Below are 25,898 nucleotides of genomic sequence, written 5' to 3' on the forward strand. Positions count from 1 at the left end.
GCGTGCGCGATGACGAGGCAGTGCGCAAACCGCGCCGCCTCGATCCGCTTAGAACACCTTCACCGGCACATTCACGACCAGCCGGTACTCCATGTTGTTGCCATCCGAGTAGTGATACTGGCTGTTGTGCCACATCGCGATGAACGTGACCTTTGTGTCCTTGAAGCGTCCGCTTTGCAGCGTGTAGCTCGGAATGAAACCGAACTCGTGATGATGGCCATGCACGGGCTCGCCGTTCTTCCAGTAGAGATCATGCAACGGCGCCGAGGGCGAGGCATTCTCCGCCGCGCCCGCCGACGCATCCGCGCCCCAGCCGTATTGCCCCCAGAACATCGCCTTGAGGCCGGGCACGCCGGCGTATTTGCCGTCGAACGTATAGCGCAATTGCAGTGACTGCTCGTGTGGCGCGTTGTAGTCCACGTCCATCGAGTTGGTCAGGTAGATGCCGTTGGTCTCGTTCACGTAGTCGAAGAACTGGTCGCCGAGCACCTGCTGGTAGCCGAGCAGCAGCGCATGCGGGCCGTGCTGCGCGGAGACCGACACGCTGTACGCATTGCTGTTGATGTGCCCCTGACGCGACGCGCCGGTGTCGTGCGTCGAGTAGATGTTGGCGAGACCGCTCCACTTGATGGTGGTCGGATCGCCGAACGACTGGGCGACAGAACCGTAGTACTGACGCCAGACATCGTCGGCCTGATCGACGTACAGCGCCATCTCGCCGTTCTTTGCGTAGTGCCACGTGCCGCCCACATACGTGAGGCGATCGATCCGCGTGCCGCCGTACGAGGTGGTGAGATTGGTCAGGTTGGTGTGGCCGCGCGCGTCGACTTTGGTGAAGCTGCCGGCCTGGAGTTCGGTGTGCGCGAGATCGTTGCTGACCAGCGAGACGCCGAGGAAGGTTGGCGGCAACGCGCGGTTGTCGTGCGGTTCGAGGAACGGGTTCGTCACGTCCTGCAATCCGTACTTCACGACCGTTTCCGAAATGCGTCCCTTGATGTCGTACATGCCGGGATACGCCCACGCGAGTTGCTGCGAGCCGCCGCCGTCCTTGCCCACATGCACCATGTTGCCCGCGCCGTTGCCGCCGTCGAGCTTGAGCGCGCCGAACAGCGATGCATCGACGCCGAAGCCGACCAGCCCTTGCGTGTAGCCGGATTCAAAGTTGGCCTGCGCGCCCTGGACCCACGCGTGACGGTAGATCGTGTTGGGCGCCTGGAAGTAGTCGGAATAGTTGCGAAACTGCAGATTCAGATGGCTGTCCGCGATGAAACCCTTGCTTGCCGCCTGGCTCGACGGCGGCGCGGGCGGCGTGACTGTCTGACTGGCCTCGGCGTTGACGATGGCGTTGGTGGTGTCGGGCTGGTCGTTACGCACCTGGCCGCCTTGTTCAGCGCGACGCTTGCCGGACGAGTTGTTTTGCTGCGTCGTTGTGCTTTGCGCGGTCTGCGCGAGTTGCGCGGGGGACGACAACGTTTGCGCGACCGTTTGAGTTTTAGACGCCTCGGAGGTGGGCTCCGTGACGCCGTCGTCGGCATACGCGTTTGCGGCAAAGGTCAGTGCGGGAAGCGTGAATGCGCAGTAAAAGAACGTTGCTGCTCCGGTTTTTTTCGACCGGTTTTTTGATCGGGTATCTTTCATTGAGTACGTCTCTGATTATTGTGGTGAATCTTTGGCTGGCGGTTAGCCAGTCCATGCCTATCGCTCGTTCCGCGGTTGGCAGGACGAACGAATCCAGCGGCGCGACGGCCCGCCGCGCCGGGAATACGGTTTAATCTTTCAGCTTCTTCGGTGTGCTGGCGGTGCGCCGGCGGCACTTACCTCACGGTGTCTTCCACGCGAATACACGCGACCCGTGTCGCCCTCGCGCCGTGCGTGACGGGCTGCGGAATTTCCCGGGCACAGGCGTCGATTGCATCCGGGCAGCGCGTGCGAAACGCGCAGCCGGAAGGTGGATTGAGCGGTGAGGCAATTTCGCCGCGCAACAGCAGATGACGGCGCGCGCGCTCCACCACCGGATCGGGCACCGGCACGGCCGAGAGCAACGCCCGCGTATACGGATGGCGCGGCGTGCCGTACACCTCGCGCTTGTCGCCGAATTCCATCACGCGACCCAGATACATCACCAGCACGCGGTGGCTGATTGCTTTCACCACGGCCAGATCGTGCGCGACGAACAGCAGCGAGAGCGAGAGTTCGCGTTGCAGATCGCGCAACAGGTTGACGATTTGCGCCTGAATCGACACGTCGAGCGCGGACACCGGCTCGTCACAGATCACCAGTTGCGGTTCGCCGATCAGCGCGCGCGCAATGCCGACGCGCTGACACTGGCCGCCGGAAAACTCGTGCGGATAGCGGCGCAGATGCTGCGCGTTGAGGCCGACACGTTCGAGCATGGTCAGCACGCGCCGCTGTACATCGGCACGGGCGACATCCTGGCCGTGCGTCGTCAACGGTTCGGAAACGATCTGCTCGATCGTCATGCGCGGATCGAGCGAGGCGAGCGGGTCCTGGAAAATCATCTGCACGTCGCGGCGCAAACGCGAGGTATCGCGGCGTGCGGCGGGCAGCACGGTTTCGTCGCCAAGCCAGCGCACGCTGCCGCTCGCCACCGGCGCGAGTCCGATGATCGCGCGCGCAAGCGTCGACTTGCCGCAACCCGATTCACCGACGAGTCCCACGGTTTCGCCGCGCCGCACGTTGAACGACACGCCGTCCACCGCGCGCAGCGTCGCTTTGCCGGACCACGGATAGCCGCCGCGCGGCACGCCGAATTGCACCTTGAGATTGTCGACGCGCAACAACGTTGCCGCGTCCTGATTTGCAAACGGAGTGGTGTTCATACGTGTTGTGCCTCGAGAATTTCAACCACCGGGCGATGGCACGCGCGCAGCGCGTCGACGTGATCAGCGGAGGCGGCAAGTGGTGGCCGCGATTCACGGCAACGATCGGTGCAATACCCACAGCGCGGCGCGAATGCACAACCCGCGCCGACTTCGCCGGGCAACGGAGGATTGCCCGGAATGGTTTGCAGCGGACGCTCGTCGTCATCGTCGGTGAGACGCGGCAGCGCGTTCAGCAGGCCGAGCGTGTACGGATGCGTCGGCGCGGCGAATAGCGCGGCGGCGTTCGCCTGCTCGACGGTCTGGCCCGCGTACATCACCATCACGTCGTCGCATAGGCCGGCCACCACGCCCATGTCGTGCGTGATCAGAATGATCGCCGTGCCGCGTTCGCGATTCAGTTCGCGCAGCAACTCGATGATCTGCGCCTGCACGGTGACGTCGAGCGCAGTGGTGGGCTCGTCGGCGATCAGGATTTCCGGCTCCGAAAGCAACGCCATCGCGATCATCACGCGCTGGCGCATGCCGCCCGAAAACTCGTGCGGGTACATGCCGATGCGGCGCGCGGCGTCGGGAATACGCACCGATTCGAGCGTTTCAATGGCGCGGCGGCGCGCTTCGCGGCGCGACATCTTGCGATGCAGTTGCAGCGTCTCGGTCATCTGCCGTTCGATCGTCAGGAACGGATTGAGCGAGGTCATCGGGTCCTGAAAGATCATGCCGATGCGGTCGCCGCGAATCTTGTTCAGCGAGGCTTCGTTCATGGTCAGCAGGTTCTCGCCGCGATAGGTCGCGCTGCCCGATACCTTGCCGTTGCCGGCAAGAAGGCCAAGAAGCGCCATCACGGTCTGGCTCTTGCCTGAGCCCGATTCGCCGACAATGCCGAGCGTGCGGCCCGCCTCGAGCGAAAACGACACGCCTTGCACCGCGTCGACGGGTGCGCCTTCGCGGCGCGTAAAGCGTACGCTGAGGTCTTTGACTTCGAGTAGCGGCATGTCAGCGGTCCTTCGGATCGAATGCGTCGCGCAGACCATCGCCGACGAAATTCACGCAATACAGCGTCACGCATAGCATCACGGCCGGGCACAGCAGCAGCCAGGGCATCGATTCGAGCTTTTGCGCGCCGTCCTGAATCAGCACGCCCCAGCTCGTCATCGGCTCCTGCACGCCGAGGCCGAGAAACGACAGCACTGATTCCGTCAGCACGATGTTCGGCACCGTCACACTCGCGTACACGACGACCACGCCGAACAGATTCGGCACGATGTGACGCGCGATGATCGAGCCCGAACTCACACCGATCGCTCTCGCCGCGTCGATGAATTCGCGCGAGCGCAACGACAGCGTCTGGCCGCGCACCACCCGCGCCATGTCGAGCCACGAAAACGCGCTGATAGTGAGCACGACCAGATAGAAAGCGCGGCCGAACATCGTCATCATCAGGATGGCGATCAGCATGTAGGGAATCGCGTACATCATGTCGACGATGCGCATCATCACCGCGTCGACGCGTCCGCCGAGATAGCCCGCGGTCGCGCCATACGCCACGCCAATCAGCCCCGACACCAGCGTGCCGAGCAAACCGACTTCGAGCGACACGCGTCCGCCTTGCAGCGTGCGCGCAAGCAGATCGCGGCCCAGTTCGTCGGTGCCGAACCAATGCATGTTTTGCAGCGTGGGCGGCAGGCTGATCGCGCTCCAGTCGCTATCGATCGGATTGTTCGGCAGCAGCCACGGACCGGCCACGCAGGCGATCACGATCAGCATCAGCACGACGAAGCCGGCGAATGCGGCGCGGTTGCGCACGAAGCGCCATGCGGCGGTGGCGAGCGGGCCGCGCGAACGCGGCGCCCTGGCGATGGCCGCGAGCGGATCGAGCGCCGCGGTAGTCGATTGAATTGAGCGGGGCATGGATCAGTACCGGATGCGCGGATCGAGCCACGCATACGCGAGGTCGACCAGCAGATTGAACAGCACGGCAACCGCGGTCGTCAGCACGACGAGGCCGAGCACGAGGGTGTAGTCGCGATTGATCGCGCCGTTGACGACCAGTTGACCGAGGCCCGGCAGCGCGAATACCGATTCGGTGACCACCGCCGCGGTGATCGACGAGATGCAGATCGAGCCGAGCAGCGAGACGACCGGCATCAGCGCGGGCTTCATGGCGTGGCGCAGGACGATCGTGCGACCCGGCAAACCCTTGGCTCGAGCGGTGCGGATGAAATTGCCCGACAGCACTTCGATCATGCTGCCGCGCATCACACGCGCAATCGCGGCGACGTTGATGATGGTGAGCAGCACGATCGGCAGCACGCGATAGCGCCATTCACCTTCGCCCCAGCCGCCGGCCGGCAGCCAGCCGTGTCCCTCAGACGTTTTCAGCAGGATCGCGAAGATCCACACCAGCACCGGCCCCAGCACGAAAGGCGGCACCACGTTGCCGAGATTGCCGAGCACCATCACGAAGTGATCGACGAAGCGGTCGCGCCGCACGGCGGCCACCGTGCCGAGCGCGACGCCGATCACGAGCGCGATCGGCACCGACACGCCGCCTACGCCGAGACTCACCGGCAGCGCTTTCCACACCAGGTCGTTGACCGACCAGTCGGCGTAGCGGAACGACGGCCCGAGGTCGCCGTGCAGCAGCGAGCCGAGGTAGTGGAGGTACTGCAGCCACAACGGTTCGTCGAGGTGATACTTGGCGTTCAGGTTCGCGAGCACGGCGGCCGAGAGATGCTTCTCGGTGTCGAACGGGCCGCCCGGGGTGAGATGCAGCAGCAGATAGCACGCGGTGATCACGACGAGAATCGTCGGGATCGCCCAGAGCGTGCGGCGCAGCGTATAGGCCAGCATGACGGTGCTCCCGCGCTCAGTGCTTGATCAGATACATGTCTTGCGTGGCGCGCTGGTCGAGGTAGTTGGTCGGCTTGTAGCCGCCCACATACGACTTGACCAGCCGGTCGGCCGAGTACTGGAAGAGCGATACCACGGGGTAATCGTTCATGGCCAGGTCATGCGCCTGCGTGAACAGCGCGGTGCGCTTCGCATCGTCGAGCTGCTGGTTGCCTTCGTCGATCAGCTTGTCGACTTGCGGATTGCAGTAGTGCTGGTCGTTCTGCACGCTGTTGCAGCGGATCAGATCGAAGAACGAGTTGGCGTCGTTGTAGTCGACGAACCAGCCGTCGCGCGAGGCCTGCACCTTGCCGTCGTGACGTTGCTTGAGCAGCACCTTGTATTCGACGTTTTCGAGCTTGGCGGTCACGCCGAGCTTGGTGCGCCATTCCGAGGTGGCGAACAGCGCGACTTTCTTGTGCAGGTCGTTGGTGTTGTAGGTGAGCGTGAACGTCAGCGGCTTCGCATCCGAATAGCCCGCGGTCTTCAGCAGGTTGCGCGCGTAGTCGACGCGCTTGGCCATCGGCCAGTTCGCCCACTCCGGCGTGAAGACGCCGGAGCCTTCGGTGCCCTTGGCGATCAGGCCGTACATGGGCACTTCGCCGTCGGCTGTCAGACGCTTGGTCAGCAGGTCGCGGTCCAGCACCATCGCCAGCGCCTCGCGCACGCGCTTATCTTTGAAGGCGGGGTCGTCGTTGTTCAGGCTGTAGTAGTACGTGGCGATCTGCAGGCCGGTCTTCAGCTCGGGGCCGAACTGCTTGCTCACTTGTGCGTAGACGCCTGACGGAATCGAATACGTGTAGTCGAACTGGCCAGCCTGATACATGCGCATGGCCGTTTCGTCGTTTTCGATCGGCAGGTAGGTCACTTTCGTGATCACGACCTTGCCGTTATTCCAGTACGTCGGGCTTTTGGTGGCCACCAGACGGTTGCTCGGCTGCCAGTCGGTCAGCGCATACGGGCCGTTGCCCACGAAGTTGCCCGGACGGGTCCAGTCGCCGCCGAACTTCGTCACGACCGCGCGGTTGACCGGCGTCATCGTCGCCATGGCCGTGAGCTGCGGGAAGAACGTGGCGGGCACTTCGGTCGTGACTTCGAGCGTGTACGGATCGACGGCGCGCACGCCGAGGCTCGACAGCTGCGCCTTGCCGGCAAGAATCGCCTTGGCGTTCTTCACGAATTCGACCAGTACCGTGTATTTCGAACCCGTCTTCGGATCGAGCACGCGTTGCCACGAGTAGACGAAGTCGGACGCCGTGACCGGCTGGCCGTTGCTCCAGCGCGCATCGTGGCGCAACTTGAAAACCCATGTATTCGGTCCGCTGCGCGACCACGACTCCGCGACGCCCGGCACGATCGCGCCGCTCGCGTCCATGCGCGTCAGGCCTTCGGACAGGTCGAGGCCGATCGTGTTGCCGGTCCACGATTCGATATGCGCGGGGTCGAGCGATTCGGTTTCGCCCGGCACCTGGCGGGTCATCTCCTGACTGGCGGCAAGCGTGACGCCAGGCGGCACCGTGACGGCGAAAGCGGAAGGGGCAAACGTGAGGACGAGCGCGGCCAGCGCCGTCGTGTAGACGAACGGGGTTTTCATCGGTTGAGATCGCAGGAAAGGTCGAGAAAGAAACGCGCTGGCGCCGGGGCGCCGTTTAGCTGCGTTGTCCGGGCCAGGGCGGCCCTTGTTGCTCGTGATGGTAGCGCGACATGCAGGATTCCTTACATTGCGTAATGCAGGCAATCCCTCGCCGGCTCAACCGGATAAGGCGCCTGCTTTTTAGAACAGTCTCGGTGTGCCCACCCAGACGACCACCGACTCGATGCGCGCGGTGTTCACCCAGCTGTGCGGCACCGTCGATTCGTAATGCGCGCTGTCTCCCGCGTGCAATGCGAACGTCTTGCCTTCCAGCGTCAACGACACTTCGCCGTCGATCACATAAACAAACTCTTCCCCGGCATGCGTGGTCACTTCAGAGCGCTTCTGCCCGGGCGGCATCCTCACGAGGATCGCTTCGAGCTGACGGCCGCCCGTCAGGTTGGTCAGCCGCGCAAACAGATTGGCCGAGTCCGCAAAACCGAAAAACTTCAACTGATCGCCCCGGCTCACGCAGCGTTCCTCGCTGGGTGTGTCGACGAAATACTGCACCGTGACGCCGAGTGCGTGAGCGATGCCGGCCAACGACGTGATGGACGGTGACGCCAGCCCGCGCTCGACTTGCGACAAAAACGGCTTGGAGATTCCCGCCGCGGTTGCCGTGTCATCCAGCGTGCGCTTGAGCCGTTGGCGCAACGCGCGGATCTTGCTGCCGATTTCTAGTGCCGGATTGCTTTTTTGAATTGTCGTGACCATAGCAGGAGGAAATTAGCCCGTCAAAATTTGTTTGATATAAGTAAATATGGTTTGATTGCGGTCTTGGGCGGGACTGCAGGCTTTTCAGCCCCATGTGGTTGCGAGTGACCACATTTCGAGACAGCACTCTATGTTGCCAGAATCGAAACTAACCCCGGCCAAAACGACTGTTTATTTCTGGAAACGACGAACAATCGGAGTAACGACCGCAGTATGCACGCTGATAGACGCGCTTATGCAATATGACTATCGGGACGCTTAAGCGTATGACACCAAAGGCTATTTCCGAAGGCACGCGCCAATTCGACGAAAGTGCATGGGTGTAATGGCAGGTAATCGACGCAGGCTCAGTGAATTCCCTGAGTGACTTGAGATGTTTCTGTTTGCAGAATCAGGCCCGCTTGCGGACGGGCGCGCATGTGGACACCACCACACGCGAATCCGGCCGCTGTTTATCATTTCGCCCGCAGCGATCCTGCGCGGCGGAACACTGTCCGGCACGTTCCAACCGAACGGCAGCCGGCGCAAGGACATGACCATCACTGCCGATTTTTTTCGCTGCGGGCCTTCCGCCTTCCGCCGTATAGCAACGCCGCTCTGTGCCGCCCTCGAAATTCCCCTTCGTCGCGATGCTTTATCATTGAGCCCGCTCCGCATGCCGGAGTCCGAGCCCGGTGTGGCGCAGCGTCCTCCAAGAGGACTTGCTGCGGAGCGTTTCGCGAGGCGGGCCTCGATCCCATCCCCTGGTTTATCTGCTGGTTTGGCGCTTTAGCGTGCGGATGAGCGCGCAAAAGCGCTGCGTCTGTGCGTCTGCTGCATCCGCATGAGGACGCACGCTTCGCCGACTGTCTTTCCAGATTCCGTTTCACGCGCCGCGCGGCCAGTTCGCGCGACGCCGCAACCGTTTGAACAAGAGGTACACGATGAATTCATCCAATCCGGCGGGCGCACGCGTCTCGCAGACCCGTTCGTTTTCGACGGTTTTTCTGATCGAGATGTGGGAGCGCTTCGGCTATTACGGCATGGCCGCGCTGCTCGTGCTGTTCATGATCGACAAGCTGCAGTTCACCGACAGCCACGCCACGCTCACGTGGGGCGCGTTTACGGCGCTGGTGTACGCGTCGCCGTCGATCGGCGGCTGGATCGGCGACAAGATTCTCGGCGCGCGGCGCACGATGATCTTCGGCGCCGCCGTGCTGTCCGTCGGCTATTTCATGCTGGCGCTGCCCAATGACCAGCTCGCTTACATGTATGCGTCGCTCGGCGTGATCGTGGTCGGCAACGGCCTTTTCAAGGCCAACGCCGCGAATCTCGTGCGACGCATTTATGAAGGCGACGACGCGCGCATCGACAGCGCATTCACGATCTACTACATGGCGGTCAACATCGGCTCGACGGTGTCGATGCTCGCCACGCCGTGGATCAAGGACCATTGGGGCTGGCATACGGCCTTCGCCGTTTGCTGCGCGGGGATGCTGTTGTCGGTGCTGAACTACTTCATCATGTTCCGCACGCTGGCGCATATCGGCTCCGCGCCGGACGCCGAACCGGTGCGCTGGAAACGCGTCGGCGCGGTGGCGCTGGGCGGCCTCGCGCTCGGCGCGGCGACCATGTTCGTGCTGCAGCACAAGGCAATCGCGGTGGCCTGCGTGTACACGGCGGGCGTCGCGATTCTGGCGATCTTCGGCTACATGCTGATGAAGTGCGAACGCTCGGAGCGCTCGGGCCTCGTCGCCGCGCTGATCCTGACCGCGCAGGTGATCCTCTTTTTCGTGTTCTATGTGCAGATGTCGACGTCGCTCACGCTGTTCGCGCTGCGCAACGTCGATCCGCGTTTCGTTCTGTTCGGGCAGACGTGGTTCACGTGGAGCGCCGCGCAGTTCCAGGCGCTCAACCCGATCTGGATCATGTTGCTGAGCCCGCTGCTCGCGCTGCTGTACACGAAGCTCGCGAAGAGCGGCAAGGACGTGCCGGTGGCGGTCAAGTATGCATTCGGCTTCGCGGTGGTGGCGGCCGGCTTCTTCGTCTATGCGGCGAGCGGAAACTATGCGGTGAACGGACGCGTCTCGTCGTGGTTCATGGTGGGCGGCTACGGTCTGTATTCGCTCGGCGAATTGCTGGTAAGCGGGCTGGGGCTCGCGATGATCGCGCGCTACGTGCCGGCGCGCATGAGCGGTTTCATGATGGGCGCTTACTTCGTGGCGACCGGCGTGTCGCAATATCTGGGCAGCGTGGTGGCGAATTTCGCGCAGATGCCGGCGGGCGATATGGATCCGCTGGAATCGTTGCCGCTGTATACCAAGCTGTTTACAGGTCTGGGCTGGCTCGCGGCGGTGGGCGCGCTGGTGGCGGTTCTGTTGCTGCCGTTGATGCGCAAGCTCTCGCGTGAACATCAGCGTTGCAGCGACGAGGCGCGTGAGAGCGCGCGGCAAACGGCGGCGTTGAATGGGGCGGTGGCGGAGTAATCAAGCTCTGGTTGACGAACGCGGCGCACGCCATGACGTGCGCCGGTAAAACAGGAATGGCGCGCCTCGCAACGCAAGGTGCGCCATTTTTGTATCTGGAAGCGCCGCGCGCTCAAGTGCCCAAGGTGTTCATGAGATGGAACCGCCGGAGGTAAGCTAACGGTTGCCATTGGTCTTTCCAACGAACCGTTTCCCAGACACTCAAGGTAGCCACCCGGATGGAAATCCATATCGCGGTCGAAGGTCATCACGATCTGTCCGGCCAGATCTATCGACAGTTGCGCGCGGGCATTCTCGAAGGACGGCTCGCGGGCGGCACGCGTCTGCCGTCCACGCGTGAGCTCGCCACGCAACTGGGCGTGTCGCGCAAGACCACGCTCGACGTGTTCGAGCGGCTGCTCTCCGAAGGCTATCTGAGCGCGCGCGGCGGCTCGGGCACGTTCGTCGCTGACGGTCTTGAGCGTCTGCCGGTGGAGCGCTCCGCGCATGCGCGCGCCGCGGAGTCGTCGCGCGAACGGGCCAAGGCGAAGGCCGCCGCGCGCGCCCAGCCGCTGTGGGAAGAGATGCCCGAGAGCTTGCCCCTGCCGAAGCCTTCGGTGGCGTCGCCGCAAGACTTCGTCGGCGGCGCGACCGACAAGACGCTGTTTCCCTTCGACATCTGGCGCCGCTGCGTGAACCACGCGTTGCGTGCGCAGGCGCGCGGCCCCGGCATCTATCGCGATACGGCCGGCGAGCAGGAGCTGCGCCTCGCGATCTCGCGCTACCTGGCCTTCAACCGCGCCGTCGCAAGCAACTGGGAAGACGTGATCGTCACGCAAGGCGCGCAGCACGCGCTCGATCTGCTGGCGCGTATCACTTTGCGCGCCGGCGAAGTCGCGGCGATCGAGGATCCCGCTTATACGCCGGCGCATGCGTGCCTGAAGGCGACTGGCGCGCGCGTGGTGCCCGTGCCGGTGGATGCGGAAGGCCTGATCGTCAGCAAGCTGCCGGACAAGGCGCGGCTCGTCTACGTGACGCCTTCGCATCAGTTTCCGCTCGGCATGCCGATGAGCCTCGAGCGCCGCGTCGAGTTGCTCGAATGGGCGCAGAAACGCGGCGCGGTGATCATCGAGGACGACTACGACTGCGAGTATCGTTTCGAAGGACGCCCGATGGAGCCGCTCAAAAGTCTCGACCGCGCCGGACTCGTCGCCTACGTCGGCACGTTTTCGAAGACGATCTTTCCGGAACTGCGGGTCGGCTATGTAGTGCCGCCGGCCTCGCTCTACGGTCCGCTCATCAAGGCGCGCCAGATCGGCGACTGGCACGGCTGCACGCTCACGCAAACGGCGCTCGCGTCGTTCATGCTCAACGGCGAATTCGCCAAGCATCTGCGGCGCATGCACAAGACGTACGCGGCGCGCCGCGCGATGCTGCTCGATCATCTGCATGGCGGCCTCGCGCCCTGGTTCGAACCGATCGTGCCGACGGCCGGCATCCACATGGCGGCGCGCCTGAAAGCGCCGCTGACGGAAGAAGCGGTGGTGAGCGCGGCGCGTGAAGCATCGATCGGCTTGTATGGACTCGCGCCGTTTTATGTGCGTGCGAAGCCGCAGCCGGGCCTGATGTTCGGCTACGGCAGTATTGCGGTCGAGCACATCGATGCCGCGCTCACCAGGCTCGCCGGCATTCTGCCGCGTCTCACGCAATAGGCCCGCGACGCGACGTGCTGTTGGTCTAGATCAAGAAGGCGCAGGCCAACGCAAACTCGATCTCAAACACGTCAGCCGTCAGCAAAAGCGTTTTGAGTGCCGCCCGCGATTTTCTGTCGCAGGGCGAGATTGGCCGCCCCCTGCAGCGTTTTTCCCGGCAGGGGGCGTGTTTTTTCCGCCGCGTGAAAGTGCATGACGAGCGAGCCATCAAGCGTTTTTCGCGATCATCGAGTGATCCACCGGCGATGCCCAAGCGCAGAAAGTGCCGTTATTCATGCATCGAAATGACTTGTAACGTACGTTACGTGTTCGTGTTGCCCGACCTCTCGACGCACGTTTACCCGCTAAAACAAGCATCAAAATGTGTTGCGCAGTCTGCGCCGCGCAACAAACCTTCGCTGTTATACATAAAAGAGTCGCGCAAATCGCATTAGCGCTTGTAGAATCCGGCGTTGAAGCGTGCACATACGGTGTGCGCTTCGTGCAATTCACTGACCACAACAGGTAGGAGAAACATGCCGACTTCCGCAAAAAAGGTGGCCAAGAAGGCTGCTGCCCCGGTACCCGCCAAGAAGGTTGCTGCAAAGAAAGTCCCTGCGAAGAAGGCCGTCGCAGCTAAGAAGGTCGCCGTGAAGGCTTCCAGCGCTCCGTCGCCGATCAAGGACACCTTCACGAAGGCCTCGCTGGCTGCACACGTCGCTGAACGCGCTGCTGTGGAACCGAAGACCGCCAAGGCTGTTCTGGCCGCGCTCGAAGACACGATCCTCGGCGCCGTGCACAAGAAGGGCGCTGGCGAATTCACGCTGTCGGGTCTTCTGAAGATCGTCGTGCAAGCTGTCCCGGCGAAGAAGAAGCGCTTCGGCAAAGACCCGTTCTCGGGCGAAGAGCGTTGGTTCCCGGCCAAGCCGGCTAGCGTGCGCATCAAGGCACGTCCGCTGAAGAAGCTGAAAGACGCTGCTGCAGGCTGATCGCGTTTCACGCGTCGCCGCTGTTTTAACAATGGTTGACGCGTGAGACGGCCCGAGGGACATTTCCTCGGGACGATCCGCGGTACATGTTGTCTGAATCCCCGTGGGTGAAAATCCACGGGGATTTTTTATGTGCGTTCGCAGCGCATTGCGATTTCGCTGGGCGCCTCGCGTCGCCTGCTCTATCGGTGCACCACAGTGCCGCGCCTGCACCGTACTAGCGCATCATGATCCGCCGCAGTACGATGGCAGCGAAGCCATGCCGGCCGGGATGCGCTATTCGCGTGCATGCGAGCGGTTTAGTACGTGGAAAGCTCAATGGCATAGCGCTTGCTTGATCGATTGTCGAACACCGAATGCGCAGCGCATTCGCCTTCTATCCGACAACAAGAGCGGGGCGTGACATGCGATGCTATGACGAGATGCGTCATCATGACGATGCCGTGCGGCCACACTACGCGCGCTTTGAGCGGTGGCTGGTGAAGCAGGGCAACGAGGCGATCGCGCGCAAGCGTGCGGAAGCCGACCTGCTGTTCCGCAGGGTCGGCATCACCTTCGCGGTGAACGGCGACCTGTCCGGCACCGAGCGGCTGATCCCATTCGACCTGATTCCGCGCATCATTCCGCGCGGTGAATGGCAGACGCTGGAGGCCGGTTTGCGTCAGCGCGTGCAGGCGCTCAATCTGTTCATCCACGACGTCTATCACGACCGCAATATCGTGCGCGCCGGCATCGTGCCGGCCGAGCAGGTCTACACCAACGCGCAATACCGGCCTGAAATGCAGGGCGTGAATGTGCCGCTCGGTGTTTACGCGCATATCGCCGGCGTCGACGTGGTGCGAGCGGGCGACGAGGGCGAGTTCTACGTGCTCGAAGACAACCTGCGGGTGCCGTCGGGCGTCTCCTATATGCTCGAAAACCGCAAGATGATGATGCGGCTGTTCCCCGAGCTTTTCGTGCAGAACCGCATTGCGCCGGTCGCGCATTATCCCGATCTGTTGCTCGATACGCTGCGCTCGGTCGCCCCCGAAGGTGTGGACGATCCGGTCGTGGTGGTGCTCACGCCGGGCATGTACAACTCCGCGTATTTCGAGCATACGTTTCTCGCGCAGCAGATGGGCGTGGAGCTGGTGGAAGGCAAGGACCTCTTCGTCGACGACAATTATGTGTTCATGCGTACCACGCAAGGACCGAAACGCGTCGACGTGATTTACCGCCGCGTCGACGACGATTTTCTCGATCCGCTCGCTTTCCGTAACGACTCGGCGCTCGGCGTGCCGGGTCTCCTGACCGCGTATCGCGCGGGCCGCGTGGCGCTCGCGAACGCGATGGGCACCGGCATCGCCGACGACAAATCGATCTACCCGTACGTGCCGGAAATGATCGAGTTCTACCTCGGCGAGAAGCCGATACTCAACAACGTGCCCACGTTCCAGTGCCGCAAGCCCGACGATCTGGCGTACACGCTCGCGCATTTGCCGGAACTGGTGGTCAAGGAAGTGCATGGCGCGGGTGGCTACGGCATGCTCGTCGGACCGGCTTCGACGAAAGCCGAAATCGAGTCGTTCCGTGAGCGTCTGATCGCGCGTCCGGCGGGATACATCGCGCAGCCCACGCTCGCGCTCTCCGCATGTCCGACCTTCGTCGAAGCCGGCATCGCGCCGCGCCATATCGACTTGCGTCCGTTCGTGCTGTCCGGCAAGACCGTCACGATGGTCGCCGGCGGACTCACGCGCGTGGCGTTGCAGGAGGGCTCGCTCGTCGTCAATTCGTCGCAGGGAGGCGGGACCAAAGATACGTGGATGGTCGACTGACGCGGTTGCCGATGCGGTCGCACAAGCTTAACGCAACCGCGCCTGCAACCTAACGCGCCGGGCAGCACGTGATACGCAACACGCGCGCCGCCGGTGCACACGGATAACCAGCGCGGGCCTCTTACTTCGACGAGGCCTCGCGTCATCAGATACGGAACGCCGTCATGCTAAGCCGAACCGCCGATCACCTTTTCTGGATGGCCCGCTACATGGAGCGCGCGGAGAACACCGCCCGCATGCTCGATATCAACCTGAAGGCGCTGCTGTTGCCGCAGACGCCCGAGCAGGAGGCGCGCGCGCAACGCTCGGTGCTGCGCATCTCCGAACTCGAAACCGCGTTTGCGCAGCGCCACGACGAACCGACTCGCGAAAACGTGCTCGATTTCATGGTGGCCGATGCGACCAATCCGTCGAGTATCCACTCGTGTCTGCAAGCCGCGCGCGAAAACGCCCGTGCCGTGCGCGGCACGTTGACGACCGAGTGGTGGGAAACCATCAACGATACGTGGCTCGAATTCAATGAGCGTGCTTCGTCCGGCCAGGCCGCGAGCAATCCGGGCGCGCTGTTCGAGTGGGTCAAGTTCCGCTCGCATCTGTCGCGCGGCGTGACGATCGGCACCGCGCTGCAGGACGACGCGTTCTTCTTCACGCAGCTCGGCACTTTCCTCGAACGCGCCGACAACACCGCGCGGATTCTCGACGTGCGCTTTGCCGACGTCGAACCGAATTCACGCGATGCCGCGCGCCAGCTCGAAGACTTCTATTACTGGACTTCGATTTTGAGCTCGGTGTCGGCGCTGGAGATCTATCGCAAGGTGTATCGCGACGTCGTCACGCCGGCGCGCGTAGTGGAACTGATGATCCTGAATCAGCAGATGCCGCGTTCGCTGCTGGCCTCGCTCGAAGGCGTCTGCGTGAATCTGGCGATGCTGCGCACCTCCGGCTCGAATCAGTGCGAACGGTTCGCCGGCAAGCTGCGCGCCGAACTCGTGTACTCCGACATCCGGCAGATTTTCGAAGCCGGCCTGCACGCCTATCTGACACAGTTCCTCGCTCGCGTGTTCGAGCTGGGCAATCTGGTTGCGCGTACCTACCTGATGTTGCCAGTCGCCTGACGGAGTTTCTTTATGTTCCTGACGATCCGCCACGACACGTCCTATCGCTACGAAGCGACTGTCCATTATTCGATCCAGCAACTGCGTCTGACGCCGGCGAGCGGCGCCTCGCAGGTCGTGCGGCGCTGGAGCATCGACGCGCCGGGCAAGCTCGACGCAACATTCGACGCTTACGGCAACGTGCTGCACACGCTGGTCATCAACAAGCCGCATAGCGAGATTCGTCTGCATGTGGCTGGCGAAGTGGACACGATCCCGCTGATCGACGGCCATTTGCCCGACGCGGTGGGGCCGATTCCGCTTGAGCATTTCACCTGTTCGACGCGCTTGACCGAGGCCGATGCGGCGGTCCGTGAACTGGCCGAATCGGTGCCGACCTTGAGCGGTTCGGCGGATCTGATCGCGCTCGCCGAACAGATTGTGCAGCGCGTGAAGTACAACACGGGCATTACCGAAGTCACCAGCACGGCCGCCGAGGCACTCGCGCTCGGCAACGGCGTATGTCAGGACCACGCGCATCTGATGCTGGCGTGCTGCCGCGCGCGTGGCATTCCGGCGCGCTACGTGAGCGGCTATATCGAGCCCGGCGAGGTCACGCACGGCGCGAGTCATGCATGGGTCGACGTGTGGGTCGAGGGCAAGGGCTGGATTTCCATCGACGTCACGCATGCCGCGTTTGCCAGCGAACTCTACTGCCGCCTCGCCGTCGCGCGCGACTATGAAGCGGCCGCGCCGGTGCGTGGCCGTCGTATCGGCGGGCTGGAAGAACAGCTCAAAGTGTCCGTGACGGTCAGCGGGCAGCAGTCACAGTAGAGACGCAACGAGGGCGGCTCACGGAACAGGTTCTGGAGGCACCCGTGAGCGCCGGCCCTCATATCTCCATTCAGAATAGGCCCGCGACGGCCGATAATCGGGATATAACGGGACAGAGGCGCTTGCGCGCCGCATTACAATAGCGCCGTTCAGTTGTTTTTTGCGGGTAACTTTTCTTATGACTTACTGTGTCGCGATGTCCGTCGACGACGGTCTCGTGTTCCTCTCGGACACGCGCACCAACGCGGGCGTCGATCACATCAGCACCGCGCGCAAGATGTCGGTGTTCGAGCAGCCGGGCGAGCGCATGCTCACGCTGCTGGGCGCCGGCAATCTGTCGCTGACTCAAGCCGTGTTGCACGAGCTGTCCGAGCCCACGGATCCTTCCCAGCCCACGCTCTGGAGCGCGCCGACCATGGCCGATGCGGCCCGCGTGATCGGCCGCGCGGTGCGCTGCGTGCATCAGCGCGAGGCGGAGGCGTTGCAGGAATTCGGCGTCGACTTCAATTGCAGCTTCATTCTCGGCGGGCAGATCGCGGGCAACCGGCCGCGCCTGTTCATGATCTACGCGGCGGGCAATTTCATCGAGGCGTCGGCGGTGAATCCGTATTTTCAGATTGGCGAGGCCAAGTACGGCAAGCCGATCATCGACCGCGTGTTGACGCCGTCCACACCGCTCGACGAAGCCGCCAAATGCGCGCTGATCTCCATGGACTCGACGCTGCGCTCGAATCTGTCGGTCGGCTTGCCGCTCGATCTGCTGGTCTACCAGAAGGACACGCTGCGCGTTACGCGCTTCGTCTCGATTGATCACGATAACGCGTACTTCGAGATGATTCACCGGACGTGGGGCGAGCGGCTGCGCCAGGTGTTCGGCGAGATTCCCGATCCGGACTGGCAGGAATCGCCGAATGTGCCGCTGCTGCAGCGGGAACGGGCACTGGTGCTGCATCGCGCGCCGGTGGGCGCCGATGGCATCGAGCATGAACTCGATGCGAAGCCCGCGCAGACGTTGGCGCAGGCGGAGCGGGGCAAGGCGCAGCGGAAGTAAGCCGGAAGACGCCGTCGCCTGCGTTGGGGCAGCGTGAGGTGGCTTCGGCGGAAGCCAGTACACCAAAGGTCGTCAGGAGCCTGAATCGGGCTTGCTGGCGGCCTTTTTATTTTGATCGTCCAGAAGAATCGAAGAACTCAGGACGAAAAAAACCAGCCACAGGCTTTCACCCGTGGCTGGTCTTCAACTGCGTGTTGCTTCAGCAGTCCGTCAAGTTCGATTAGAACTTGTGGCGGATGCCCAGGCTGACCAGTTCTTGCGAGCTGGAAGCCGAGTTGTAGCCGTACGAACCGATTGCCGCGCCTGCGTCGACCAGACCGCCGCCCGACGTACGTTGCTGGCCGCTTGCGTGCTGATACGCGCCAACCAGGTAGATATCCGTGCGCTTCGACAGGTTGTAGTCGCCGCCCAGGGAAACCTGGTGATACGTTGCGCTCGAATCGCCGCTAGCCTTGGTGTAGATGTAGCCCACGCCAACCAGCATGGCCGGCGTTGCCTGGTAACCCAGGTATGCGCCGCCGACGTTGTACTTCTCGGTCGAACCGAAGCCCGAGTTTGCATCCGGCTTGTACTGTGCGTTGCTGTAACGCAGGTTGGCCGTGAACGGGCCTGCAACATATTGCACAGCGACCGAAGCGATGCCGATCGACTTGGCCGCGGCGTATGCGCCGTTGACCTGGTTGTCGAACGTGCCGTCCGACGTGCTGCCGTTCCAGCCCACCGCGCCTGCCGACGTGCGGCTAGCCAGCGTGTTGCCGTTGTCCAGGCGGAAGTAGCCTGCAGCCACGCTGAACGGGCCCGTTGCGTACGTTGCAGCGCCCGACCACGATTGACCCGAACCCGTTGCGCCAGCCACGCCGCCCAGAGCGTACATGCCTTCGAACTGGAAGCCGCTCCACACCGGCGAGGTGTACTTGATGGCGCTGTTCGTGCGCGAGGAGTTGTCGTTGTTGTCGACGTCGCCCGGCGTGGTGAACGTGGAGCCGAAGTAGTTGTCAGCCGTCAGCGGCTGAACCAGGTCGACCAGCGGGTCGTATTGACGACCCAGCGTGAACGTACCCCACTGATCACCCGTCAGGCCGACGTAGGCTTGACGACCGAACATGCGGCCGCCTTGACCCAGCTTGCCGGTGTTCACGTCAAAGCCGTTTTCCAACTGGAAGATCGCCTTCAGGCCACCGCCGAGGTCTTCCGTGCCTTTCAAGCCGAAACGCGGACCTTGCAGGTTGCCGCCGACCAGGCCAACTTGATTCGAGTTCTTGCCGTTCGCGTCGACAGTGTTGTGAGCGTACTGGATCGATTCATCGATCAAACCGTACAGGGTCACGCTGCTTTGAGCATGTGCCACGCCAGTGGCGCTCAGGAGCGCCAGCGAGAGGGTAGACAGTGCGATTCGTTTCATCCATTTCTCCACGCAGATGATTAGTTTCTTTGTTGCGGAAAGGAGAATAGCTCACCGGGTCAATCGGCAAGAACTGGAAAAAAAAGAGTGTCTCCAAAAACTGACAAACCACGCAAAGCCTTGTATTTAAAGCGCGTTAACGATTATTTCTGTTTCAGCAACATTTATTCGTTGACTCAGCATTATTGTTGTTTTGTTGACAGTGAGTGCTCCAATACGTGTACTTTCAACACTGATTTGTATGTTAAATGTAATGAAGTTATCTAACTTTCCGGCTCGTTTTGTAGCGTTTCCATAAAAATCGAGACAGATCGTACTTGACGGAGTCGCTGGACAGGTTTTCGTTGTTCTAAGCAGGCGCAACCCGTCAAGTTTGCAGGTGCAGCCCGCAAAGCCTGGCTGGTTGCGACTCGCGGCCTTAGCGTTCGCTGTTGCCGGTATGGCGGCGCGCGACCATCGCTGCAGCCAACCCGGCGGTCGCCGCGAATAGCACCGAAGTCCACGGATGCCGCCTCACGTAGCGGTCGGCCGCAACGGCCTTGCGGCTCGCTTCGATCAGCGTGACGGCGGCGATGCGCGTCGCTTGCGCTTCGGCCAGCACGACCGTACGGCCGACCTTGAGCGCCGTTGCCCGCGCCGACGGCCTGTTTCTGGCTCGCGCCCGGAACGTTGCCGGCGGCGCCGCGCCGTCGAGCGCGGCGCGTCCGTTCGCTTGCGCATCGGCGTGCGGGACCGCATCCGCGGCAACCGTCGATGCCGCCAGCACAAACGCAAGCTTGGCGCGGCTGCCGGGCGGCGAGTCGTTCTGCATGCCCCAGCCTCCGCGCGGATCGTGCATGCGCCCGCGCGCGGCCGAGAATTCCGCGCCGAGCAGCAGCACGGCGGCGGAGAAGTACAGCCACATCAGCAGCACGGCGAGCGAACCGGCCGCGCCGAACGAGGTGGCCATGCCGGCGTGCGCAAGATACAGCGCGAACAGCTTCTTGCCCGCCGAAAACAGCACGGCCGCGACGATCCCGCCGACGAACGCATCGCGCCATAGCACGCGAGCGTCGGGCAGGAACTTGAGCAGGCCGGCGAACGCGAATGCCAGCACCAGCAAGCCCACGCCGAGTTGCAGCAGATTGCCGATCACCACATACGGCGAGTCGCCCCACAGCCATTTGCCGATGAAAGTGATCACCGTATCGAGCACCAGCGACACGATCAGCAGAAACGCAACGCCTAGCACCAGCCCGAATGAAATCAGACGCACGCGCACCAGCGCGATCACGCTCGACGAACGCGGCCCGGTATTCGGCCAGACTATATTGAGTGCGCTATTGAGTGACGAAAAAGTCGCAGAGGCGCCGATCACCAGTGTTACGAGCGAAATGATCGCCGCGATGCCGCCGGCGCTGCCGCTGTGATGCGCGTTCTCGACGATCGTCTGGACGCCCGCGGCGGCCTGGTCGCCGAGCAGGCCGTGAATGTGATCGAACAGCTCGCCGCGCGCGGCTTCGGCGCCGAAGAACCAGCCGGCCACGGCGATCACCATCACCAGCGTGGGCGCGAGTGAAAACGCCGCATAGAAAGCGATGCTGGCGGCCATGGCCGCGCAGCGGTTGTCGGCAAACTGTTTGAAGGCGCCGATGGCCCAGTTGGCCTGCTTGCGGGCCACCTGTTGGAGGTTCTCGGCGGAAAGCGTGTCGATGTCCATGGTCGTGTTTCCCAATGGGTACTGGCGCCGCGCGGGCAATACGAGGTGGCGGGTGCGGACCGGGCATGCGCGGACGGCTCAGGCAGCTTCGCCGCAGTTCGCCGCGGTCTTCGCGTTCAAGCCTTTCGCAAACCTTGTGCCTGTCAGCCTGTCACTATAACAAGCGCTACGGGCACGCGCCGCCTCCGTGCCGGCACGGGCAGCGCACCTCGGGCGAGGTGTGCCGTTAGAATGCGGAGGGACCCTCATACATATTGCTCACTATGCACTCGCACGAACTCGTACAGCGGCTGGACGTCATTGCAGCGGAACAACTGGGCGTGCACTTGCCTGCGCATGTGGTCGACCAATTGCCGGCGCAAGGCATCACGGTTTTTTCCGTCACCGACGACGCGTCGGATACCGCCGCATTCAGCGAGCGCTACGGCTTCGGCCTGGAAGACTGCGCGAACACGATCGTGATCCGCTACAAGAAAGAGGGCGCCGAGCATTACGCGGCGGTGGTCTCGCTGGGTTCGCTGCGGCTCGACATCAACGGTGCGGTGAAGGCGGCGCTGGGCGCGCAGCGGCTTTCGTTCGCAAGGCGCGAGGCGGCGGTCGAGCACAGCGGCATGGAGTTCGGCGGTATCACGGCCTTTGGCCTGCCGGACGACTGGCGCATTCTCGTCGATGCCGCCGTCATGGAGCGGACCCAGATCGTCATGGGCGCGGGCGTGCGAGCGGCCAAGCTGTTGCTGTCGCCTGACGTATTGCGGCAGTGGCCGCGCTGCGAAGTTGCCGCGCTGACGTTGCCGGCGGAGTGAGGCCCGGTTCGATCCGCAAGCACGACATCGCGATCAATTTGAGTGAAGGGCGCCGCTGCACACGTGTCTATTAGTACGCGAGCGTGAGCCGCGTTAGCGAGTGAGCGGAGCCAGCCGACTAAGCGGAGTCACCCAGCTCAGCGCTCCGGTCAGGGCCCGCCCCGCACCCGCGTTAGCCCGGCGCTCGAAGCCGACCGGCAAAGTCTGAAGTTTTCCCCCGTTCCGCCGTTAATCCAAAGAGTGACATGAACCGCCGCGGCGTCCGCCGCGAGCGGCGCGTCGACGACAAAGTACAAGGGATACGGAGATGGAACGGTTTCGCCTGAAGGTGCGGCTTTGGCTCGCGCTGGCACTCATGTGCATGGGTATTCTGGCAATCGGCCTATGGGGCGCTTTCAAAACACGCGACACGATGATCGCCGATCGTCAGGCCGAACTGAAGAGCGTGGTCAGCGTCGCCTACAGCGTGCTGGACCGCTATAACGGCCTGGTCGCCGCGGGTTCGATGCCGCTCGCCGACGCGCAACGCACGGCAATGGCCGATCTGCGCGCGATGCGCTACGACGGCGCAGGCGGCTATCTAGTGATCGAAGACGCGCACGCTCGCGTGCTGATGCACGGCGTGCGGGCCGACCTCGAGGGCAAGGACATGAGCGGCTTCACGGATCCGCAAGGTCGCCATGTATTCAAGGACGGCTCCGATCTCGCCCAGCGCGAAGGCGAAGGCTTCATTCACTTGCAGTTCCTGAAGCCGGGCTCCAATGAAATGGCGCCGAAGATCAATTACGTGCGGCTATACAAGCCCTGGGACTGGACGATCGTCACCGGCGTTTTCACCGACGATATCGACGCCGCGTTCTACACCACCCTCATCCAGTACGTGGGCTCCGCCTTGCTGCTGTGCATGGTGGTGTCGCTCGTGATCGGCGTGATCCTGCGCAGCATCTTGCGGCAACTCGGCGGCGAGCCGGCATACGCGGCGCAGATCGCCGCGCGCATCGCCGACGGTGAGCTCGACGTGATCGTGGAGACCAAGGCCGGCGACGACACCAGCCTGCTCGCCGCGATGCAGCGCATGCAGCAGCGCCTCGCACACGCGATCGCACAGATTCGCGGCGGCGCGACGTTGATCTCGACGGTGTCCAACGAAATCGCCGCCGGCAATGCGGACCTGTCGCGCCGTACCGAGCAGCAAGCCACCGCGCTCGGCGAAACCGCGTCGAGCATGGAGCAGATCACCGCGACCGTGAAGCAGAACGCCGACAACGCGAAGCAGGCGAGCCAATTGGCGCATAACGCATCGGAGACGGCGGCGCGCGGCGGCGAAGTGGTCGGCCAGGTGGTCGAGACGATGCGCGGCATTTCGCAGTCGTCGCATCGGATCGGCGACATCATCGGCGTGATCGAGGGCATCGCGTTTCAGACCAATATTCTTGCTTTGAACGCGGCGGTAGAAGCAGCGCGCGCCGGCGAGGAAGGGCGCGGCTTCGCGGTGGTCGCCGGCGAAGTGCGCAGCCTCGCGCAGCGCAGCGCGGCGGCCGCCAAGGAGATCAAGACGCTGATCGAAGAGTCCGCGGCGCAGATCGAAGGCGGCTCGCAGTACGTGAGCCGCGCCGGCGAAACCATGCATGAAGTCGTGCAGGCGGTGCGGCGCGTGACCGACATCATGGGCGAGATCAGCGCGGCTTCGGTGGAGCAAAGCTCGGGCATCGAGCAGGTCAACATCGCGGTGGCGAGCATGGATCAGACGACCCAGCAGAACGCAGCGCTGGTGGAAGAAGCGAGCGCGTCGGCGGATGTGCTGAAGGCGCAGACCGGACAGCTGAGTGCGGCGATTGCCGTGTTCACGCTGCCGGAAACTCACTGACCAGCCGGTGAGCGGCCTTTAAGCGGCCGCTCAATGCCGGGCGAAGTGGTGTTCGAGAATATCCGTCACTCGCCATAGTGAACAGGGCCGCCGGCAATGGCCGTCGAAACCGGCGTCTTTCAGCAGGCTGACCGGGTCGAGCGGCCAGACGTTGCTCATGGCCAGAATCAGGACGTCGGCGTTGGATCGTTCCGCGCGCGCGGCGCGCGCGAATTCGTAGCTGGAAACGGAGTCGAGCCGCGTGTCGAGCAAAACCGCGTGCGGCTTCCACCATTTCAGAAAACTTTGTACCTTGATCAGATCGGCGGCGTAGATCGCTTCGTAACCCTTCAGCGAAAGCGACAGCACCAGCGATTCGCCGATCGCCTTGTCGCGATGTCCTATCAGGATTCGATGCGACGACCCGCTATCCGCGGTGCTTCTGCGTTTCCAGATGGCAAACTCGGTCTCGTCGTCGAGCGATACGCGCCGTGTCACGGTGGCCTCCGAAGACTGCACGCAGAACGTCTACTGTAGTACGAAAAACCGGTGGTCTCGGGAAATATGACCTCAGGTCAGTGTTTGCACCAGGCGCCAATTCACGTTGTTGATCCGTCAGGTTGCGCGCGCAACGTTCGGCTGCGCGTCATCAGTCCGTCAAGCCAGCGCAATACCAGCGCGACTCAGCAGTCGCTGGTTGCGTTCGGACAAATTCTTCATACGTAATTCCTTGCCGGCTTTTCGATAGCGTTCGACCAGGCCTTGCAATGCCGCAAGCGCCGAATGATCGGCCAGCAGCAGATCGCGGCAGTCGACCGTGACGCGCGCGGGATCTTTCACCGGATCGAAAAGCTCGTGAAAACGCGTGGTCGATGCGAAAAACAGCGTGCCGCGCGGCGCGTAGGTCTTGTCGCCGGCGCGATCTTCGACGTGCGCGTGAATTTCACGGGCGTGCTGCCACGCAAAGTTGAGCGCGGCGATCACGATGCCGCACAACACGGCGATCGCCAGATCGGAAAAGACGGTGATGATGGTGACCGCCACGATCACCAGCGCGTCGTTGCGCGGCACTTTGCCCAGCACCCGCAGCGAGCCCCACGCGAAAGTCTGTTGCGCCACGACGAACATCACGCCGACCAGCGCCGCCAGCGGAATGCGTTCGATCAGCGGCGACAGGAACAGGATGTACATCAGGATCATCACGCCGCTGACGATGCCCGACAGGCGCGAGCGGCCGCCAGAATTCAGATTGATCATGGTCTGGCCGATCATGGCGCAACCGCCCATGCCGCCGAACAGACCCGAGGCGATATTCGCGGCGCCGAGCGCCAGGCATTCACGATTCGGCTGGCCGTGCGTTTCGGTGATTTCATCGGTCAGATTGAAGGTGAGCAGCGTTTCCAGCAGACCGACGATCGCCATCAGCACCGCGTAGGGCAGCACGACGTGCAGGGTGTCCAGACTCAGCGGGACGCCCGGCATATGCAGACTCGGCACACCGCCAGCAATGTGCGCCATGTCGCCGAGCGTGCGGGTCGGCACATGCAGCCACTGCGTGAAGAGACCCACGCCGACGATCGCCACCAGCGCCGCCGGCGCCGCGCGCGTGAGCCGCGGCAGCAGATAGACGATCGCCATGGTCAGCGCGACGAGTCCGCACATCATGAGCAGCGCGCTGCCGTGCAGCCATTGTTCGCCTTGCGGCGTGCTCTGCCTGAAGTGCGCGAGTTGCGCCATCGCGATGATGATCGCCAGTCCGTTGACGAAGCCGAGCATCACCGGATGCGGGACCATACGGATCAGTTTGCCGAGCCGCAGCGCGCCGAAGAGCACCATCAGAATGCCGCTGAGAATCACCGTGGCAAGCAGATATTGCGCACCGTGCTGCACGACGAGCGCCACGATGACCACCGCCATCGACCCGGCGGCTCCGGAGATCATGCCGGGCCGTCCGCCGAACAAGGCCGTGATGGTGCAGATGAAGAAGGCGCCGTACAGGCCCATCAACGGATTGAGATGGGCGACCAGCGCGAAGGCGATGCATTCCGGCACCAGCGCGAACGAAGAAGTGAGTCCTGCGAGGACATTGCTTTTGATGCCGGGCAGCGTGGCGAGCCAGCCGTGAGGGGGACGAGCGGTGTTCATCTTCAGC

20 protein-coding genes are annotated in these 25,898 nt (G+C 63.0%); 9 read left to right on the top strand and 11 right to left on the bottom strand.

Annotated features, from left to right (window positions below):
- Nucleotides 1-48 precede the first annotated feature (48 nt).
- The 7 genes from ACFSNN_RS06700 to ACFSNN_RS06730 form a co-directional block, all read right to left on the bottom strand.
- Nucleotides 49-1,638, bottom strand: a complete 1,590-nt coding sequence (locus tag ACFSNN_RS06700) for an OprD family outer membrane porin (protein WP_134459706.1) — start codon at nt 1,636-1,638, stop codon at nt 49-51.
- 176 nt (nt 1,639-1,814) lie between these two features.
- Nucleotides 1,815-2,840: an ABC transporter ATP-binding protein gene (locus ACFSNN_RS06705; RefSeq protein ID WP_134459703.1), complete on the bottom strand. Its 1,026-nt coding sequence runs from the start codon at nt 2,838-2,840 to the stop codon at nt 1,815-1,817.
- The gene (locus ACFSNN_RS06710; protein ID WP_134459700.1) at nt 2,837-3,835 is read right to left on the bottom strand and encodes an ABC transporter ATP-binding protein; all 999 of its coding nucleotides are present in this window, start codon (nt 3,833-3,835) and stop codon (nt 2,837-2,839) included. The genes ACFSNN_RS06705 and ACFSNN_RS06710 overlap by 4 nt, the downstream gene beginning before the upstream one ends.
- A gap of 1 nt (nt 3,836) precedes the next feature.
- On the bottom strand, nt 3,837-4,751 hold the full coding sequence (locus ACFSNN_RS06715) for an ABC transporter permease (protein ID WP_244322874.1): 915 nt from the start codon (nt 4,749-4,751) through the stop codon (nt 3,837-3,839).
- 3 nt (nt 4,752-4,754) lie between these two features.
- Nucleotides 4,755-5,693 (bottom strand): ABC transporter permease subunit, encoded by a 939-nt coding sequence (locus ACFSNN_RS06720; protein ID WP_134459697.1) that lies wholly within the window; start codon nt 5,691-5,693, stop codon nt 4,755-4,757.
- Between the two features lie 16 nt (nt 5,694-5,709).
- Entirely contained in the window at nt 5,710-7,326 is a 1,617-nt protein-coding gene (locus ACFSNN_RS06725) for a peptide ABC transporter substrate-binding protein (protein ID WP_134459693.1), read from the bottom strand.
- 180 nt (nt 7,327-7,506) lie between these two features.
- The gene (locus ACFSNN_RS06730) at nt 7,507-8,079 is read right to left on the bottom strand and encodes a helix-turn-helix domain-containing protein (protein ID WP_134459690.1); all 573 of its coding nucleotides are present in this window, start codon (nt 8,077-8,079) and stop codon (nt 7,507-7,509) included.
- A gap of 923 nt (nt 8,080-9,002) precedes the next feature.
- On the opposite strand from ACFSNN_RS06730, the gene ACFSNN_RS06735 reads away from it, so the two are divergent.
- The 7 genes from ACFSNN_RS06735 to ACFSNN_RS06765 all read left to right on the top strand — a co-directional run bounded on the left by ACFSNN_RS06735 (nt 9,003) and on the right by ACFSNN_RS06765 (nt 17,996).
- Nucleotides 9,003-10,544 (top strand): peptide MFS transporter, encoded by a 1,542-nt coding sequence (locus ACFSNN_RS06735; RefSeq protein ID WP_134459687.1) that lies wholly within the window; start codon nt 9,003-9,005, stop codon nt 10,542-10,544.
- 218 nt (nt 10,545-10,762) lie between these two features.
- Nucleotides 10,763-12,235, top strand: a complete 1,473-nt coding sequence (gene pdxR, locus ACFSNN_RS06740) for a MocR-like pyridoxine biosynthesis transcription factor PdxR (protein WP_134459684.1) — start codon at nt 10,763-10,765, stop codon at nt 12,233-12,235.
- 515 nt (nt 12,236-12,750) lie between these two features.
- On the top strand, nt 12,751-13,203 hold the full coding sequence (locus tag ACFSNN_RS06745; protein ID WP_035559188.1) for an HU family DNA-binding protein: 453 nt from the start codon (nt 12,751-12,753) through the stop codon (nt 13,201-13,203).
- A 404-nt stretch (nt 13,204-13,607) separates the two neighbouring features.
- Nucleotides 13,608-15,017, top strand: coding sequence for a circularly permuted type 2 ATP-grasp protein (locus ACFSNN_RS06750; RefSeq protein ID WP_012426335.1), 1,410 nt, complete (start codon nt 13,608-13,610; stop codon nt 15,015-15,017).
- A 164-nt stretch (nt 15,018-15,181) separates the two neighbouring features.
- Nucleotides 15,182-16,132, top strand: coding sequence for an alpha-E domain-containing protein (locus ACFSNN_RS06755; protein ID WP_134459681.1), 951 nt, complete (start codon nt 15,182-15,184; stop codon nt 16,130-16,132).
- 12 nt (nt 16,133-16,144) lie between these two features.
- A complete protein-coding gene (locus ACFSNN_RS06760) occupies nt 16,145-16,945 on the top strand; it encodes a transglutaminase family protein (protein ID WP_134459678.1) in 801 nt (266 codons plus the stop codon).
- A gap of 178 nt (nt 16,946-17,123) precedes the next feature.
- Nucleotides 17,124-17,996, top strand: a complete 873-nt coding sequence (locus tag ACFSNN_RS06765; RefSeq protein ID WP_134459675.1) for a proteasome-type protease — start codon at nt 17,124-17,126, stop codon at nt 17,994-17,996.
- A 220-nt stretch (nt 17,997-18,216) separates the two neighbouring features.
- On the opposite strand, the gene ACFSNN_RS06770 is transcribed toward ACFSNN_RS06765, so the two are convergent.
- Nucleotides 18,217-19,398 (bottom strand): porin, encoded by a 1,182-nt coding sequence (locus ACFSNN_RS06770; RefSeq protein ID WP_134459672.1) that lies wholly within the window; start codon nt 19,396-19,398, stop codon nt 18,217-18,219.
- Nucleotides 19,399-19,816: 418 nt separating this feature from the next.
- Nucleotides 19,817-21,097, bottom strand: coding sequence for a YihY/virulence factor BrkB family protein (locus ACFSNN_RS06775; protein WP_134459669.1), 1,281 nt, complete (start codon nt 21,095-21,097; stop codon nt 19,817-19,819).
- A 263-nt stretch (nt 21,098-21,360) separates the two neighbouring features.
- Between ACFSNN_RS06775 and ACFSNN_RS06780 the strand changes: the two genes are divergently transcribed.
- Together ACFSNN_RS06780 and ACFSNN_RS06785 are read left to right on the top strand one after the other, a co-directional pair.
- Complete coding sequence (locus ACFSNN_RS06780) at nt 21,361-21,900, top strand: YbaK/EbsC family protein (RefSeq protein WP_134465465.1); 540 nt, start codon at nt 21,361-21,363, stop codon at nt 21,898-21,900.
- Nucleotides 21,901-22,207: 307 nt separating this feature from the next.
- Nucleotides 22,208-23,767: a methyl-accepting chemotaxis protein gene (locus ACFSNN_RS06785; RefSeq protein WP_134459666.1), complete on the top strand. Its 1,560-nt coding sequence runs from the start codon at nt 22,208-22,210 to the stop codon at nt 23,765-23,767.
- A gap of 30 nt (nt 23,768-23,797) precedes the next feature.
- On the opposite strand, the gene ACFSNN_RS06790 is transcribed toward ACFSNN_RS06785, so the two are convergent.
- Both ACFSNN_RS06790 and ACFSNN_RS06795 read right to left on the bottom strand, forming a co-directional pair.
- Nucleotides 23,798-24,244: a histidine kinase gene (locus tag ACFSNN_RS06790; RefSeq protein WP_134459663.1), complete on the bottom strand. Its 447-nt coding sequence runs from the start codon at nt 24,242-24,244 to the stop codon at nt 23,798-23,800.
- Between the two features lie 159 nt (nt 24,245-24,403).
- Nucleotides 24,404-25,891 (bottom strand): SulP family inorganic anion transporter, encoded by a 1,488-nt coding sequence (locus ACFSNN_RS06795; RefSeq protein ID WP_134459660.1) that lies wholly within the window; start codon nt 25,889-25,891, stop codon nt 24,404-24,406.
- Nucleotides 25,892-25,898: the final 7 nt, after the last annotated feature.

It is taken from the genome of Paraburkholderia dipogonis (assembly GCF_042680985.1).
GTDB classification, from domain to species: Bacteria; Pseudomonadota; Gammaproteobacteria; order Burkholderiales; family Burkholderiaceae; genus Paraburkholderia; species Paraburkholderia phytofirmans.